Below are 16,659 nucleotides of genomic sequence, written 5' to 3' on the forward strand. Positions count from 1 at the left end.
TCAGAAATCCCCATTGCCTCGCAGGTCATATTTATAGGCATTGTAATGAAAGACTTGTACCTTAACGTTAACTTTACTTAAGGATTTCTTATCTAAATAGAAGTTCTTTGATTTTTTTAGTTGTTGGTATTGTTTAGGGTGGGTCCGATACCATTTTTCCCCGGCTTTTAGGACATCAATCTGGTCGTCTACCCCTTTTTTATAAAGTGCTTCAAGGTTCTTTTTTATATCGTCTTCAATTAATTCATGTAATTTTTTCATGGGGATATCCTCTATTTTTTCCAGTAAATCAGCATGCGCAAAAAGCTCTATTGAAAACTTTGGTGAAGCTGCGCCCTTTTCGTATTTAATTTTCATTTTTGGCGTAGTCAGCCTGACAGCAGCTACCAACTTACCGTTATCCATCACTTTTCGATCTAATGCAACCCTATTTTCGAGCAGCCAATTAATATAAACTGCATCATCAAAAGGAAGAACTGTGATAAACTTTTTGTGCTGAAACACAGTATATCCATTAAAAAATAAAATGGGGAAGTTCTTTTCAGTCTTCCAGCTGTTTTTATCAATTTTGACTAATGGCAGTTTGGCTGCACCCATCGGTTCATAATAGTCTCTTAAAAAACGCATTAGCGTGATGGGCCTTATTTCATTCTCGGCCAGCTCACTGCCATCTTTTTTAAAAATCACCGTATACACCGCCGGATAGTCAAATAATGCTTTTGTATTAAAAACCTTTTGGATATTCTCTTCTGTCGTTACGACTCTCAGTGTGGGGCGAAGCGAACGATTTCTGCCTACTTCTTTAATTACTTCTTTCGCTTTGTGTTTGATTAAACGTTGGCTTAACACCAGCGTCTTAACGTGTCCAAAAAATAAAGGAGGTTCGGACTTTTTATATAATTTACTCACTGCCAAATTTAGTGTTTCACCAGTGGCTGATGCCACAAAAGTCGGAATCGGTTCTACAGGCCGGCCACCCTCTGTCTTTGCTACATTAGCAAAATTCAAGCCTTGAATATACGCAGTATACTCCTTCTTTTTTACATCATAATCCATACCTATCGCCACAATATAAGTTATATCTTGAATATTTTTTATTCCCGTACAGCCGGTAAAAATTAGACAACAGGAGAGAACCAAAACAAGTTTCATTATTCTCATGTTTGATTTCCATCCCTTGTTGGATCATCCGGGCTCGTTGATGCGGTTCTTGATTTGTATAAGCCATTAGGCATTCTTAAAAATGACTTCATCAATTCTTTAAGGCTTATTGGTGCCACCGATGAGAGGTATGGAACCCCAAAGGAAGACAGCGTTGAAAAGTAAAAAACCGTTAAAATAAAGCCGCTCACCACTCCAAATAATCCGAAAAAAGTACTAAGTAAAATAACAGAAAACCTGATAACCGTGATTCCTGTACTTAACGTTTGATTCACTAACGTAAAAGACGAAATATAGGTGATTGCAGTAATGACCAGCATAGTGGGAGATGTCAAGCCTGCCCTTATCGCTGCATCCCCTACAATTAAGCCTCCTAATACCGCTACGGTTTGCCCAATCGCCCGAGGCAAGCGTACCCCTGCTTCATTAAATAGCTCAAATAAAAAGAGAATGATCACCATTTCAATGGGCGAAGACAAAGGAAGACCGAAACGGGAGACTGCTACGGTCGCTACCAGTGTATATGGAATCTGTTCAATGTTAAAGGATGATAAGGCGATCCACAAACCGGGTAAAAAGCCAGATATCATTAACCCTATCAGTCTGATGATCCTTTCGATTGAAACATACGCATAACTGATGTAATTGTCCTCAGGAGATTTGGTCTGTACCAGTAAACTAGTGGGGGCGACAGATACAGTAGGATTCCCGTCCACCAGCAGAGCAAATCGACCTTGATTCAATGATTGAACAATAAAGTCCGGTCTCCCTGTATAATCCATAGTAGGAAAGACAGAATACGGCCGATCCCGAACAAATGACTCAAGTTCATGAATACTCAATAAAATATCAGTTTCGATTTTATCCAGCCTTTTGTGAACCTCATCAAGCACTCTCTGATCAATGACATCTTCTAAATACATGAGAGCCACTTTTGTTTTGCTTCTTTTTCCAATGGTGTATTTTTCTAGACATAATGATGAGCTATTCAACCTTCTTCTGACAAGGGATATATTTGTCTTTATATCCTCAACAAATCCGTCCTTCGGGCCTCTTATCGAAGTCTCAAGCGCTGATTCTTCAGGGATTCGTTTTGGAAAATCGCATGCTAGAATACTTAAAAGGACATCATCGATTTTGAATAGGACTTCTCCTTCAAAAAGCAAATCGGATAAATCTTCAATCGATTTCAAGGTCACATCTTCTGCTTGAAAAAAGGATTTAAGTTTATTTATAACAGGGCGGTCTGTCTGAAGTCCTAGTTTAGGCAATATATATTGATCTAAATAATTAATCTCGATTAGGCTTTCAAAATAGATTATTTCAAAACTTTCCGTTTCCGTATGTCGTACATTGCATATTAAATCCCGGCTTTTTCTAAATTGATTTTTTAGCTCCTCAACCTTTTCGTTTGTTTTTGCATTATGAGGTGGTTTCGACCTTGCTGTTCTTGCCATGATGATCACCCTTTTTATTAAAAACTAATACAAGCACAACAGAAAACAGGATTTGTACGAGAAAAAATACCATGCATGCCGGCAAAAAGTAATCATAAACAGCACTATAGAAATAAAAAGTCTCGACTTTTATCATCATAAGACCGAATAAAAGGAGATACATAACGACAACAAGCTTTGGGTTCAGCCTGTAGGGTTGCTTCTTCGAAGTAAAAAATGCACATAGCAGATACATGAATAAGCCTACCCGGATTAATGCTCCACTCAGCCATTGGTATAAAGCGAAAAAGTCCAAATTAGAGATATATTCGCCGATACTTAAAATACGCCATTGCTCATAGGCAGGATAGCGAAAATTGACTGCGTCTGTTGGGCCAAATTCCATGATGGCTGCGGACAAGGGTCCCAATATTAAGCCCGTTAAAATTAATAATAAAACGAACATTTGTCTAAATTTAATGGGTTCCTGGGAATATGGCTGTAATAAAATTACCACGTATATCTCGAGGAGACCGGCCAGTCCATAAATGGCCCCTTTCATAAGAGGGGCATAACCCTCGGCGAGAACTGGAAACAACAAACTAGGATCCTTATGGTGAATGTTTGTAAATGCAATAAAGAACCCTAGCAGCATCACAATTGGTAATAGGAATCCGCTCGCTATCGCCATTGCTTTTATCCCGCTAAGCGTGACAAGGAAGCATACGGAAATTAAAATAATATTAATCATAAAAATGGGCGCATCGGCAAGAAAATAGGCACTTAACCAAATCATTAAATCCCTTAAGGTGAGATAGCAGCTTGTCAACAAAAAGAGCATCATCGGAATAAACAGGATGGTCGAAAACACCCTACCTAAACGCTGTTTCATCAATGAAAAGAGCCCCTCTTTCGGACTTTTTTTGACAATAAAGTAAATCAGCCATGAAAAGAAGATGGCAATGGGGTAAACCAAAAGAACACTTAACCAACTATCCCGACCAGCAGCAGTGAGCAAATTCGGGATAAGAATCACATGGTTAAGCAATCCAGTCGAAAGAATAAGCAACATAAACAACTGTCTTGGAATCAAGATTTTTACTAAGCTCTGCATACAAAACTCCATTTTGAGGATAAGTTGGCTTTATTATCCCCGCGGCAGGAAATTATATGTAAGTGAGGCATGGGGAAGGTTCTTATGCCTCATTGTGGCAAATAGACAAAGTCACGAATCGATCTAAAAATCACACCTCTCGACAAATTCACTTACTATTCCCCAAGAAATAATCACTACATATATAGTAAATTAGCAATAAATTACCCCGATTTCTGCAAAAAAAAAGAGCGATACACGGGGACGGTTCTTTTGCCTCAAAATGCATAATAGAAGCACGAGAACCGTCCCTGTGTTTCATACTCAGAGCTTCCATTCCGGAAAGTCCGTCTCTTTTTGTTTTTCATACTCTCTTATTCTTGAGTATGAGTTTCCCAGCCTTCTTACAATGTATCCTTGTGGGCTCGCTGTTACTTCCTTACCCTTCAGCTCTTCATATTTAATCTTTGCAAACATGTTTGCCACATTAGCTAAACTTTCAATCGTGTCCATTAATTCAGGGTGATCACTGTTATACCTCTTGGCGATGGAGTAAATATAATCAAGTCTATTTTGAATAAGCTGAAGCGTTTCGATATCAAACTGTTCCCGTTCTTTTTTCATCACATTCCACTCCTTATCCATAACCATATGTTTAAAAAGTGATAATGTAACAAATTAAAAAATAAATAAAATTGGAATAGTTTCATTTGATGAAAAAACTATTTTGCTTCTTATGCAAAAGAGGGATGAAACAGAAAGGGATTACCGTCGAATTCCAAGGGACTAAAAGAAAACAGACCTTGCAAACAGCTCATAAGCCTTCTTTTTTATAAAATCAAATCAAAAACAAACACGCCAATCATGATTAACTGAATAACTCCTTTTGCAACCGTTCCACTTAAAAAGGCGATTAAGGTAGCAAAGGCCACTTTCGTGGATTCCGCAAATGATTTCTTTTGCAGCATTTCAACGATTAATACCAATACAAACGGCACAATAATGACGCCAAATGGCGGAATCACAAAGCTTCCTACAATCAATCCAATCGTTGCCGCCCGCATCCCCCATTTAGAACCGCCGGCCTTGTCGACAAAGTGAAGATTCGCCAAATAATCCGCCAAAAATAAAACAATTGTCAATAATGAAAGCATGGTCCACGAAATCCAAGATAGTTCATTCGAATTTATCCCAAAATGGTAGAGCATAACGCCAACCCAAATAACCAAAACCGATGGGATGATTGGATATACCAGCCCTACAAAGCTGAAGACAAAACAGGCAATGATCAAAATCCATAATACGATGTCAAGAATAGAAATCACCTCTACTTTTCATTACTTATTTGGCTCATCCATCTTTAGCATTCAGCATTTGAGACTAATTTCGCCAAACTCTTAGGTGCGGCTCTTAAATAGCCTTCAAAAATATATCCGCGGATTTCTTCCCAGTTTAGGTCTTGTTTGGCCTGAAAGGAGGTCCAGCCATGTTGTCCAATATGGGGGGTTTTAGAATAGCCCGGCTGCTGCAGGAGAAACTCTTGCGTAGTCGGCAATGTCTTGACCGAAATCGAAACAACACCCTCATTTTCCCCCAACATGACAAAAGGTTTATCTTTGACCCGAAACGACGTATGACCGAAACCATCCACTTGCTCTACAACTTCAGGCAGCGCCTTGCATATTTCCCTAATCTGATTCTCCGCATCCAATCCTAGCTTGGATGTAATTTGTCTATTATGAGCCATGAAGAAACTCCTCCTCTACAGTATACAATCATCATTTCTATTTACTGACAAAATAATCCTTTAAAAATGAGATGTATTTAAGACTTAAAGATACACACGTTTAATTCAGCACATTCCTTTTAAGCTGCTGAACTGAATTTACATAATAAAAAACAGCTTCCGATTAAGAAAGCTGTTTTAAAAATTGAGGCAGGAGAACCGTCCCTCTGAATCATCAAATGATGCACAAGAACCGTCCCCATGCATCAATGCATTGGCAAGAAATATCCGTCTGCATCGAATTTCATTTCTTGGAGGTCTTCTAGAACTTCGATGTTTTCTTTATCTTTTAATTCGTTGAAGATGACTTCTGATACGTATAGTTCACCGATGTGGAGGGTGTTTGGAATCCGTACGATTCTTGCTTGTTCCGGTGCCACTCCCCAGGTAGCGCGCAGTGCTGCCTTCAATGCTTCTTGGTCATTATCAAGGACAATTGGAATACTTGCACGAGCCAAGAAGGTGCTGGTGACGACATTTTCGTTCATGGTTTTGATATCGATTTTTTCAAATAAACGCTTGGTAGTTAAATCCGCTAAGCCGATTCCTAAAGCGTTGCCGTGGCTGACCTCGCTTAAATTGGAGGCTATGACATATTTGATGCTTGGCCTCTTCGGCTCTTCTACGCCCAACACCCGGATCCGGCCGATAATGTTCGTATCAAAGCCTGTCCCGCTATAGTTTTTGCCGATTTCATCCACTAGCAAAATATCCATTTCGTCGACTGGCAGGCTTGGCATCAAGGTAAAGGCTTTTTTCAATAATTCTCTTTCACGTTCTTCGATCTGGTCCGGTTCAATAGCTTCAATGATCGCCGTTTCTTCATGGGCATTTTCCACAATGCCAATTCCAAATAGAGTGTTGGACTTGGCAATCGCCACTTTCCCTACTTCAGGCATCATTTCGCTGATCCCTTTAATGCCATAAGTATGTAATGCCAGGGCTTGTTTATGCTTACCCATTCCGATGGACGCCATTTTTAAGACGCCGCTTTCAATTTTATTTTTAAAATCTGTATGCGGCTTGATGCGGCCCATTACGATGATGCCATCTGCATTGTAAGCTATTTTGTCAACATAAACAGGAATTCCCTCTGACGTTACGCCAACTTCCACGACATCCATGGAGGAACGGATTTCGCAGCCAGTGTATTCTTCGGTTACACCTAAGCTTTCTACCATCTCTTTTTGCCCTTCAGCTGTAGCGCCGCCGTGGCTTCCCATTGCCGGAAAAACAAACGGAGTTGCGCCTCTCTTCCTAATTTCATCTGCCACACTTTTCACGATTAAAGGGATATTGTTAATCCCCCGGCTGCCTACGGTAATAGCAATCTCCATGCCCGGCTTGATTTTTTCATCGGCATTGACTTGCTGAAATTGCTCCGCAATCGTTCCAGGGATATCCTGTAAACTTTCGACTTGAAATTTTTGTCTTATTTTCGCCATTTTAGGAAAAGACATAGTACTACTCCCCTTTCAAAAATAAACACCTTATTCATAAAAGAATTTCACACATACAAAGGCAGCAAGAGATCGGATAATGACCTCTTGCTTCTATTTCATCATATTTATATTGCCAAGTTCTCAGGAGCCAATTCAATCGCCATGCGAATCGCTTCTTTTAATGATTGTTCATCCGCAATATTTTTTCCAGCGATATCAAAAGCAGTTCCGTGGTCAACGCTAGTACGGATTGTTGGCAGACCAACCGTAATATTCACGCCGGCTTCAAGACCCAATACTTTAATTGGTCCATGGCCTTGGTCATGATATTGTGCGACAACAATATCAAAATCACCGCGTCTTGCTCTAAAGAATAATGTATCAGCAGGAAGCGGACCTTGTACATTAATGCCTTCTGCTTGAGCTTTTTCTACCGCAGGAATAATTTTTTCTTCTTCTTCGCCATGTCCAAAAAGGCCATTTTCGCCAGCATGAGGGTTGATTCCGCAAACAGCAATGCGTGGAGACTTGATTCCTGCTTTTTGTAACGTATCATGCGCAAGTTTGATAACCGTATATTGACGCTCAACATTAATAGTATTAATGGCGTCAAGAAGGCCAATATGGGTAGTCACATGGATCACTCGTAAGTTTGGTGCAGAAAGCATCATCGCGAAATCCTTTGTATTGGTCAATTCCGCCAAAATTTCAGTGTGGCCAGGATACATATGGCCTGCTTTGTGAAGCGCTTCTTTATTTAAAGGAGCGGTACAAATGCCGTGAATTCTTTGTTCGTTCGCAAAAGAAATGGATTTTTCCAAGTAACGGAATGCCGCATTTCCTGCCTCTGGAGAAACTTGGCCCCAAGGCAAGTCTTCGGAAACTAAATCTAAATCGATAATATCAATGGTTCCGTATTCGTACTTGGCCTCTTCTGGGCTAGCAATGCTGTTCAATTGAAGATCAACATTGGTAACACCTAATGCTCTTTTTAAAATTTTCAAATCGCCGACTACAAACGGACGGCAATTTTCGTAGACGTTTTTGTCATTTAAAGACTTCACAATAATTTCAGGTCCTACACCTGAGGGATCTCCCATTGTAATTGCAATAACTGGTTTATTTGCTGCCATCTTTGTTTCCTCCCGTTATCCTTTTTTAAAAATACCTTCATATAAAAGTGTTGCTATTAGCCACACACATAAGACGGATCAGTATGACGCCAATCGCGGTTTTTAACATGAGCATTTACATCCGTTATGGTTTGTAAAGCATTGGCGAGGGCTTGGTCCGTTCCAAAGGCGCCCGCTTTTGTCACAACCGGCATACCGTCAAACGTCCCGCCGAACAATTTTCCGTACGGAATCCCGGCTTCCACTTCACCAATGACGCGAATCCCTTCACCGTTCAATACCTTACAAGTGGCTCCTGCAATATCCCCGCCAGTTAAAACTGCCCCGCAAACGGGCTTGCTATCAATTAATTGGCCAGCGATCACACCCATTGATTCGGCAATCGTATAACCGACATCAAAATTCGATAGCCCAAGCTTCTGTTGCAGGTCCTTCACGCGGTTGATGGTCTCGCGCTCTCGATTGGTCGTGACCACTAGATCGCCTTTTTCTAACAATGCCTGACCAACCTTCACAATCCGTTCAATTTCATGCTTTCTCCTATCTTCATAAAAGAATTCTTCCGGAGAAATGACAATTTCTTCGACATGATATTTGTCTTTCAGAACTTGAATTTGCCGATCAATGACAGGATTTACACTGCCCGCTACGACCAACACCGGAAGCCGGCCATCCGACTGTTGATGACGCAAAACCTCTTCACGCTGGCCCGTGTTGAAAAGATGATAAGCAATTCCGGCTGAACCTACCCAAAGGAAATTCTCTTCTAAAATTTTCGCCGCTTCGACAATCATGTTTAATTCTTCATCAGTCGTTGCATCCACGACGATAATTTTTGAGCTATCACCCGAGGATAGATCTTTTATTTTTTCTGATAGATGGCTTTTACCTTTTTGCACATCCGAAATGGAAATGAAGGTGACTTCCCGCTTACTCTGCTCCTGCAGCAATTTAGGCAGGTAGCTTTCTGTTACTGGGCAGACAGGATCCTGAGCAATAGGCGTTTCCTCTAAAAGAACACCATTCACATAATGATACCCATTCGTGGTCACTCGATTGCTTTTCGGAAAAGCCGGAACCACAAACGAGGTTTTTAACTTATATGCATCCATTACGGCATCAATCTCTGGGCCAATATTTCCCCGCATGGTAGAATCAATCTTCTTGAAAACTTTTGAAACAGACAATTTATTCAATTGTGCCGCTAGATTAAAAACAGCTTTATAAGCCTTTTCAGACGTTAAGGCACGGCTATCTGAATTTAAGACAATCACATCTGCACTTAAATGCGCTGGTTGTAATTGCGTCTCAGCAAATAGCACTGTTGTGTTTAACCCTTGTTTGGCAAATTGGACACCCGTATCATTGGCACCTGTTAAATCATCTGCGATAACCGCTAGTTTCACCTGCATCCCGACCCCCTTTATGCTAGTTCTAGTTTGTCTTGTATCGAGTTTTATTATTTTTCATCCGATTGAAGTTGCCTATTCACATTGGCATGATACGTTCTGCAACAAACCAATAGTTTTATAATAATGTCTTTAGATGCTGTTTTATTATTCATCTAAAAACGCTTTCAGCACTATTAATATTAAAACAAAATGTTGCATTTGGCAATATATCTAGAAAAAATGTCACAAAAAATTTTATTATGTTGCTTTTTGCATCATAAATTTACATAAAAAAACGCAAGCTTTTATTTTAGCTTGCGCCACAGTGTGGAACGGTTAATACCTAGGCGTTTGGCCGCTTTTGATTGGTTTAAGCCTTCTTCTTCAAGGACTTTGGTGATAACTTGTTTTTCGATTTCTTCTAACGTACCGTTTAAATCGATAGGGGTTAACGCATCGTCCTTTTTCTCAGGCTGCTCTAATCGTGCTAAAACGGCTGCCACAGCTTCCTTCTCGATATAATAAGAACTTGTTTGTTTAAACAATTGCTCGATTACTTGTTTGAGCTGTTCCACATTGCCTGGCCAATCATAATCGGCAAGCTCCGCCAAAGCGTCCGGCCGAGTCCCGACGACCCCATTGCCGTATTTCGGATGCAGCTCTGAAATAAAGACATGAACTAAATCCTCAATATCTTCCCTGCGTTCACGGAGTGGCGGTAAATAAATTTTTTGCTGCCCTAAGGTTTGGTACAGTTCCCGATCAAAAGTGCCGCTTTTGACCTTTTCTTCTAAATTACTCTCGGAAGACACCAGCCACTTTATCTTTGCAGGATTGTCATTCTTGATGATGTCAAATAACTCCTTTTGAATATCAGCGCTTAAATGATCAATGTTTTTTAAATAAATGACACCATTTGCATATTTTTGAAAAAAGTCTTCGACTATGAAATCCTTCAGCCGCCCTGTCCTTAATAATTCACCATGCAACACGATAAAGGGGTCATACAGGTTATTCCTTTTCGCATAAATCGCGTGGGCCGCTAATTCTTTTCCATTTCCCTTTTCTCCAGAAATCCATACAGCTTTATCGTTTACACTGTATTGTTCAATCTGTTTTAACACCTTCTGAATCGGTTCACTTTTTCCAGAAACAGAGACATACGAAGCGGAAGTACGGAATTCGATGGCATTTTTCGCTTCTCTCTCCCCATCCTGAACAGCGGATTGGTTTGAATGATTTTTTTCGAAAAATAGTGCAATCGCACCGTCTTGAAGACAAGCAGTGATATTCCAGAATGACTGATTAATGTGAATAGTTCTTGTTTGCTTTTCCTTCGTTAAAGCCGTTTCTTGAATCAGCTTTTTTATTTCGTTGGAATTTTCAACAATCATCCAATGAAATTCTTGATTGAAACGTTCATTCCGATAAACAAGTTTCTCTTCTATATTAAAAACACCGATTGGTTGTTCGTTACAATCGAGAATGGACTGAAATAGCGAAACATCCTGCTGCAGCTGCGAAAAGATACGATAGGATCTTTTCGCTTCCTCCAACGCATCCATAATTGCCTCCTTGCCAGAAGTGATTAGCACTCCCGTCAGCCCCAATTGCTTGGCAGTTTGGACCGTGACCACGTCACCAATGATCACTTCATAGCCATGTTTCTTTAAATTTGTTAATATTTCTTTAACCTCAGTATCTTTTGAAATTGTTAATGTTTTAATATCCAAATCAAGAATCTTACAGATTGTTGCAGCACCTTGAGTAATATTCGAAAATCCAACAATCGCCGATTTACGAGAAAATCCTTTTACAAGGGTGATGATGCGTAATACATCATAGCCGGTCACCTGAATGTCAATCACGGGTATCGAGACGGCCTCCTGAATCAAGGATGCTGTACCACCGCGGCTGATAATGACGTGATAACCGTTATTTTCGGCTTCTTTTGCAACAGCCACACCTTCATACAGGTTCCCTATTTCGATATCGAGTTGAAAATCTTTTACTTCCTGCTGAATTTCTTTCATCATTTCGTATAGCCCCTCATACGGGACAATAACCAACGCTTTAATCATGTAACCCTCACCTACTAAATATCCTTTATTTTTTTGTTTCCATTAGGATTCACTTTTAGTAAAGCTTGGTGTTAGCACTTTATTCATGCTGCCGCTCATATAGCCTTGAAGATCAAGGGTGACATATTTATAGCCGAAGCGCTGCAGGTTTTCTTGAATCTCTTGATGGTTTGCTAACACTAACTGCATATCTTGAGGCTCTACCTCAATCCTGGCAATCTCTTCATGAGTCCGGACGCGCACCTGCCGAATCCCTAGTAATTTTAGATATGCCTCAGACTTTTCTACCTTTGTTAATTTTTCTTGCGTAATCCTTTCACCGTAAGCAATGCGGGAGGATAAACAGGCCAGCGATGGTTTTTCCCAGGTAGGCAGGTTTAATTGCTTGGATAGCTCGCGGATTTCTTCTTTAAAAAGGTTCGCCTCCTGAAGCGGCCCGCGGACACCATGCTCTCTCGCTGCGCGGACGCCGGGACGATGTTCGCTCATGTCGTCTGCAATCAAGCCATAAACCACGTTTTGGAATCCTTTCTCGCGCATAATGGGAACGATTTCTTCAAACAATCCGTTTTTGCAAAAATAGCAGCGGTTCCGGTCATTTTCCGCGTATCCCGGAATATTCAGTTCGGAGGTTTCAATCACTTGGTGTGTGGCCCCGATCAGCTTGGCGAGTTTCTTCGCTTCTTCTAATTCACTTGATGGGTATGTTTCAGAATCTGCCGTTACAGCCAATACGTTTTCCACTCCTAAAACATCAACTGCCACTTTTAATAATAACGTACTATCGACACCTCCAGAAAAAGCAACGACCACATTTCCCATCTCTTTTAAGATATCTTTCAAACGCTCGTATTTCTCGTTCATACAGATTTCCACCTATCTATATTTTTCATATATATTTTATTGATGCAAAACAAACCATTTTAAAAAACCTTTTCTTCTTTGCATTTTGCAACACATTTCAATTATAAGCGAATTTCTTTTAAAGTAAAAGAAATTACTAAAGCGATTTCATGAATTTATTTTTATAAAGAAAACTCGCCGATTGGCGAGTCCGATAGGACGAAGACAGAGGCGTAGTTGAATTTATGCGTTAAGAAATTATAAATTTTGAAAAAAATTTATAGTTTCCTATTAACCAAAAAAAAGAACCATTTTATAGAATCTCTATAAAATGGCCCCCTTTTTGTTTTTTATAAGAACATATCTAATATTAAAGTAAATACTAATCCGCAAACACCAACGATAGTTGAAAGAATCGTATAGGTACCGAATGCTTCTTTCAAGGTCATGCCTAAAGATTCTTTAACCATCCAGAATCCCGCGTCGTTAACGTGTGATGCGATGGCACTACCTGCACCAGTTGCAAGTGCAACTAACTCCAAGTTAACATTCGGCATAGTTGCAAGTAACGGAAGAACCAAGCCAGGAGTTGTTAAGGTTGCAACAGTTCCTGATCCAAGACAGACACGAAGTAATGCTGCGACAATCCAAGCAAACAGAACCGGTGACATATGAGAACCTTCAAATAATTTAGCAACATAATCACCAACGCCGCCATCAACAATAACCTGCTTTAAGGCACCGCCGCCGCCGATAATTAATAGCAGCATACCTAATGCATTAACAGCTGAACCACAGGAATCCATCAACGTCTTCATTGGAATTTTTCTGCGTAAGCCCATTGTGTAGATGGCGAATAAAACAGAAAGAATCATAGCCGTGTCAGAGTTCGTAATAAAGCGAATAACTGTGATGAACGCATTCTCTTTAAATCCTACCATATCGACAATGGCACCAATAGCCATTAAGATAACTGGAAATAATGCTGTAAATACGCTGATTCCAAATCCAGGTGTTTCTTCTAATTTAAATGATTTTGCAACACCAAAGGACGCACTGCCCTCTCTTGTGAATGCTGTTGGTACAATTTTTTGAGCAAGCTTAGGATACCAGATGCCTGCAATGATAACTGTTGGGATTGCAACAATGATTCCGTACAGTAACATTAAGCCAACATTTGCATGATATTCTGCTGCAACTGCGATTGGGCCTGGATGCGGCGGCAAGAAAGCATGCGCAGCGAGTGCAGCGGTTACCATTGGAAGACCTAATTTTACAATAGAAACTTTTAATTCTTTTGCGATAGAGTAGATAATTGGAATTAATAATACAATCGTAACTTCAAGGAATAATGCGATACCACAAATGAATGAAGCAATTAAAACTGCCCATTGGATTCGTTTTTCCCCGAATCTATTAATTAAGGTTGTAGCAATTCGATTAGCACCGCCTGAATCAGCGATTAATCGGCCAAGCATGGCACCAAGTCCAAAAATGATCCCGATATGGCCAAGTGTTCCGCCTAAACCCGTTTCAATTGATTTAACAACATCCTTCACTGGAATTCCCAATAGTAGGGCAACGATTAAGGAAACAATAATTAAGGATACAAATGTGTTTAATTTGAATCGCATAATTAAAAGAAGTAATAATAGTACCCCGATAGCAATTATGACTAAAGGCATAATGTCATCCCCCATGTAGTATTTTTTTGTATTTGTTAAATGCTGCAACCTATCGTTTTGCACATGATCCTTTTAGATCTTTCATGCCTTCAAAGTTTCTGTACTTTCACCGAATTCTCTTATTACACATGCAAGTGCTTACAAATAAGAAGAAAAAATAAAGACTTGTTAGAATCGTTCTGTGAAAGTCTTTTTAAACTTTGGGACATTTTACCCAAATCATGGTAAATAGATAATATTTGCAACACATTTGTCCACTTTATGATTTAGATAATACCAAAAAAATAAAAATCGTTGGTATTTGCATCACGTTGTGAACGTTATCATTTTATACTGTTTCGAATAATCTTGTCAATAGAATAAAATAGATTGATTTTGTTTATTTTTTCAACACTCACCACACAAGAATGGAAAAATACCACCTTTCACTTGCAACACTTTAATAAACAACGCATTCTCGGCCCTCGACAACAGGGTTTACATTCTATTTTTCCCATTCTGTTTTGATTATTCTCCCTTAAAAGAAAAATAGTTTTTCAAAAAAAAAAGCGGATTAAGGGCTGACACCTTTATCCGCTTTTTGAATATTTTTTTTAATCCTATCGCTTACTCTCCAATAATGACCCGAAGGACATTTGGACGGTCTTTGAAGGTTTTTGTGCCGGCCCCATAGCCAATAGCTTTTACTTCAAATGATGGAATGGTGCAAAATTCTTCTGACAGTACGGCTGCAATCGCTGCACCTGTTGGGGTTGTGAGTTCGAATCTGACATCGCTTTGTTCAATTGGCACACCTTTTAAAATTTCTAATGTGGCTGGTGCAGGGACTGGATAAATACCATGGTCGATATGTATTCTTCCTGTACCGACAGGAATAGGTGAGGACTTTACTTTCTGTATATCTAGTTGATGAAGTAAAATTGCTGCACCAACAATATCAATGATGGAGTCGACGGCACCTACTTCATGAAAATGAACCTTTTCTAATGGCACACCATGAATATGCCCTTCTGCTTCACCAATTTTCCGAAAGATTTTTAACGAAGTCGCTTTTACTTCAGCTGCCAAAGCAGATGATTCAATCATTTTTACAATATCACTGTATGAGCGGTGATGATGTCCATGGTCGTGATGATGATCATGCTCGTGATGGTGGTCATGTTCATGATGATGGTCGTGGTGCTCATGATGATGGTCGTGCTCATGATGATCGTCATGCTCATGATGGTGATCATGCTCGTGATGATGGTCGTGCTCATGATGATGATCGTGTTCATGATGATGGTCATGCTCATGATGGTGATCATGTTCATGATGATGGTCGTGCTCATGATGATGATCATGTTCATGATGATGGTGATCATGCTCATGATGGTTATGCCCAGCTTGTGTTAACAACACATCAAACTTCGTACTAGTAATTCCGTTCTTCACGATTTTCTTCCAGTTTATATGATATTCATCTTCAAAATGAAGTTTTTTTAATTCTTTTTCTAAAATAGCTGGATCTGCACCTGCATCCAGGAGGGCGCCGATAAACATATCCCCGCTGACCCCTGAAAAACAGTCAATATAAAGTGTTCTCATCCCTTGTTTGCTCCTTTTTTCGCGATGTTATCAATCAGGACAGCGTTGTATGCTCCACCAAATCCATTGTCGATATTGACCACACTGATACCTGAGGCGCAAGAATTCAACATCGTCAGCAGTGCAGACAAACCATTGAAATTTGCACCATATCCAATGCTCGTTGGAACGGCAATGACCGGATGGGAGACAAGCCCGCCAACCACACTCGGCAGCGCCCCTTCCATGCCTGCAACAACGACGGAGACTGTCGCCTGTTGGATTTGTTCAATATTATCAAATAAGCGATGGATTCCTGCAACACCTACATCATAAAAGCGGCGGACGTTACTTCCCAGTGCTTCGGCCGTAACCGCGGCCTCTTCTGCCACTCTCAGATCGGACGTGCCTGCGCAAACAATAGCAATGTAGCCTTGATAATCATCCTCTTTAGTGGTGTTCTTTTTCCAAAAGAGAATTTGCGCTGTTTCATTATAAATAAATTCAGGATGTTCCCGAAGGATATAATCAGCCTTATCTTTTGAAATTCGTGTCACTAATACATCGTTATCTTTTGATCGGATTGCTTGGATAATGGAAAGGATCTGCTCTTGCGTCTTCCCTTCCCCATAAATCACTTCCGGGAACCCTTGACGATCCTTCCGGTGATGGTCGACCTTTGCAAACCCTAAATTCTCATAGGTGGCTAACTTTTCTTTCGCCTCAGCAACCGTTAATTTGCCACTTTGGACTTGCGACAATATCTCTTCTAACATAGTTTTCACACACCTTAAACAAACTTGTTCGAACCAAACCATATCATCTATTATTTTCCTCGGCTGGTCCAAACATACTTTGAAAGCCGCTATTTGCCGGCCCACCCAATTATAGAATATTCTTCTTTAAAAAGCACATGTGAGGCATGGGGACGGTTCTTGCGCCTCAATAAAAGGTTCGAGTGAGCCCTTTATAGGTATAAAGACCGAAGGAATTTAGAGGGATATTACTTTTGTCTTTCATTTCATAAAATACATTTATGGGG

14 protein-coding genes are annotated in these 16,659 nt (G+C 40.1%); all 14 read right to left on the reverse strand.

Going from position 1 to position 16,659, the window contains the following annotated elements; translation table 11 throughout:
* Nucleotides 1-1,161: a Ger(x)C family spore germination protein gene (locus QNN06_RS28585; protein WP_284036507.1), complete on the reverse strand. Its 1,161-nt coding sequence runs from the start codon at nucleotides 1,159-1,161 to the stop codon at nucleotides 1-3.
* A complete protein-coding gene (locus QNN06_RS28590; protein WP_217035839.1) occupies nucleotides 1,158-2,618 on the reverse strand; it encodes a spore germination protein in 1,461 nt (486 codons plus the stop codon). The genes QNN06_RS28585 and QNN06_RS28590 overlap by 4 nt, the downstream gene beginning before the upstream one ends.
* The gene (locus tag QNN06_RS28595; protein WP_213117458.1) at nucleotides 2,584-3,711 is read right to left on the reverse strand and encodes a GerAB/ArcD/ProY family transporter; all 1,128 of its coding nucleotides are present in this window, start codon (nucleotides 3,709-3,711) and stop codon (nucleotides 2,584-2,586) included. The genes QNN06_RS28590 and QNN06_RS28595 overlap by 35 nt, the downstream gene beginning before the upstream one ends.
* 303 nt (nucleotides 3,712-4,014) lie before the next feature.
* The gene (locus QNN06_RS28600) at nucleotides 4,015-4,314 is read right to left on the reverse strand and encodes a hypothetical protein (RefSeq protein ID WP_213117457.1); all 300 of its coding nucleotides are present in this window, start codon (nucleotides 4,312-4,314) and stop codon (nucleotides 4,015-4,017) included.
* A 206-nt stretch (nucleotides 4,315-4,520) separates the two neighbouring features.
* Nucleotides 4,521-5,015: a DUF456 domain-containing protein gene (locus QNN06_RS28605; protein WP_284036508.1), complete on the reverse strand. Its 495-nt coding sequence runs from the start codon at nucleotides 5,013-5,015 to the stop codon at nucleotides 4,521-4,523.
* Nucleotides 5,016-5,050: 35 nt separating this feature from the next.
* The gene (locus tag QNN06_RS28610) at nucleotides 5,051-5,437 is read right to left on the reverse strand and encodes an MmcQ/YjbR family DNA-binding protein (RefSeq protein ID WP_284036509.1); all 387 of its coding nucleotides are present in this window, start codon (nucleotides 5,435-5,437) and stop codon (nucleotides 5,051-5,053) included.
* Between the two features lie 245 nt (nucleotides 5,438-5,682).
* Nucleotides 5,683-6,936, reverse strand: a complete 1,254-nt coding sequence (locus QNN06_RS28615; protein WP_284036510.1) for a nickel pincer cofactor-dependent isomerase, group 22 — start codon at nucleotides 6,934-6,936, stop codon at nucleotides 5,683-5,685.
* A 107-nt stretch (nucleotides 6,937-7,043) separates the two neighbouring features.
* Complete coding sequence (gene pdxA, locus QNN06_RS28620) at nucleotides 7,044-8,051, reverse strand: 4-hydroxythreonine-4-phosphate dehydrogenase PdxA (protein ID WP_213117453.1); 1,008 nt, start codon at nucleotides 8,049-8,051, stop codon at nucleotides 7,044-7,046.
* Nucleotides 8,052-8,107: 56 nt separating this feature from the next.
* Nucleotides 8,108-9,463, reverse strand: a complete 1,356-nt coding sequence (locus QNN06_RS28625; protein ID WP_254124706.1) for a four-carbon acid sugar kinase family protein — start codon at nucleotides 9,461-9,463, stop codon at nucleotides 8,108-8,110.
* 284 nt (nucleotides 9,464-9,747) lie between these two features.
* Nucleotides 9,748-11,523: a PrpR N-terminal domain-containing protein gene (locus QNN06_RS28630; RefSeq protein ID WP_284036511.1), complete on the reverse strand. Its 1,776-nt coding sequence runs from the start codon at nucleotides 11,521-11,523 to the stop codon at nucleotides 9,748-9,750.
* A 42-nt stretch (nucleotides 11,524-11,565) separates the two neighbouring features.
* Complete coding sequence (larE, locus tag QNN06_RS28635) at nucleotides 11,566-12,387, reverse strand: ATP-dependent sacrificial sulfur transferase LarE (RefSeq protein WP_217035829.1); 822 nt, start codon at nucleotides 12,385-12,387, stop codon at nucleotides 11,566-11,568.
* Between the two features lie 329 nt (nucleotides 12,388-12,716).
* Nucleotides 12,717-14,051 (reverse strand): gluconate:H+ symporter, encoded by a 1,335-nt coding sequence (locus QNN06_RS28640; RefSeq protein ID WP_213117450.1) that lies wholly within the window; start codon nucleotides 14,049-14,051, stop codon nucleotides 12,717-12,719.
* A gap of 606 nt (nucleotides 14,052-14,657) precedes the next feature.
* Nucleotides 14,658-15,638, reverse strand: a complete 981-nt coding sequence (gene larC / locus QNN06_RS28645) for a nickel pincer cofactor biosynthesis protein LarC (protein ID WP_284036512.1) — start codon at nucleotides 15,636-15,638, stop codon at nucleotides 14,658-14,660.
* Nucleotides 15,635-16,393: a nickel pincer cofactor biosynthesis protein LarB gene (larB, locus tag QNN06_RS28650; protein ID WP_213117448.1), complete on the reverse strand. Its 759-nt coding sequence runs from the start codon at nucleotides 16,391-16,393 to the stop codon at nucleotides 15,635-15,637. The genes larC and larB overlap by 4 nt, the downstream gene beginning before the upstream one ends.
* Between the last annotated feature and the right edge of the window lie 266 nt (nucleotides 16,394-16,659).

Origin of the sequence: Neobacillus sp. 114 (assembly GCF_030127045.1) — a bacterium.
GTDB classification, from domain to species: Bacteria; Bacillota; Bacilli; order Bacillales; family Cytobacillaceae; genus Neobacillus; species Neobacillus rhizophilus.

What these genes read in the sequence shown, in the direction of transcription:
- QNN06_RS28600 (WP_213117457.1), bottom strand. Translation starts at nt 4,314, where the DNA reads ATGAAAAAAGAACGGGAACAGTTTGATATCGAAACGCTTCAGCTTATT.
- QNN06_RS28625 (WP_254124706.1), bottom strand. Translation starts at nt 9,463, where the DNA reads ATGCAGGTGAAACTAGCGGTTATCGCAGATGATTTAACAGGTGCCAAT.
- QNN06_RS28595 (WP_213117458.1), bottom strand. Translation starts at nt 3,711, where the DNA reads ATGCAGAGCTTAGTAAAAATCTTGATTCCAAGACAGTTGTTTATGTTG.
- larE (WP_217035829.1), bottom strand. Translation starts at nt 12,387, where the DNA reads ATGAACGAGAAATACGAGCGTTTGAAAGATATCTTAAAAGAGATGGGA.
- QNN06_RS28630 (WP_284036511.1), bottom strand. Translation starts at nt 11,523, where the DNA reads ATGATTAAAGCGTTGGTTATTGTCCCGTATGAGGGGCTATACGAAATG.
- larC (WP_284036512.1), bottom strand. Translation starts at nt 15,638, where the DNA reads ATGAGAACACTTTATATTGACTGTTTTTCAGGGGTCAGCGGGGATATG.
- QNN06_RS28585 (WP_284036507.1), bottom strand. Translation starts at nt 1,161, where the DNA reads ATGAGAATAATGAAACTTGTTTTGGTTCTCTCCTGTTGTCTAATTTTT.
- larB (WP_213117448.1), bottom strand. Translation starts at nt 16,393, where the DNA reads ATGTTAGAAGAGATATTGTCGCAAGTCCAAAGTGGCAAATTAACGGTT.
- QNN06_RS28610 (WP_284036509.1), bottom strand. Translation starts at nt 5,437, where the DNA reads ATGGCTCATAATAGACAAATTACATCCAAGCTAGGATTGGATGCGGAG.
- QNN06_RS28615 (WP_284036510.1), bottom strand. Translation starts at nt 6,936, where the DNA reads ATGTCTTTTCCTAAAATGGCGAAAATAAGACAAAAATTTCAAGTCGAA.
- QNN06_RS28640 (WP_213117450.1), bottom strand. Translation starts at nt 14,051, where the DNA reads ATGCCTTTAGTCATAATTGCTATCGGGGTACTATTATTACTTCTTTTA.
- QNN06_RS28590 (WP_217035839.1), bottom strand. Translation starts at nt 2,618, where the DNA reads ATGGCAAGAACAGCAAGGTCGAAACCACCTCATAATGCAAAAACAAAC.
- pdxA (WP_213117453.1), bottom strand. Translation starts at nt 8,051, where the DNA reads ATGGCAGCAAATAAACCAGTTATTGCAATTACAATGGGAGATCCCTCA.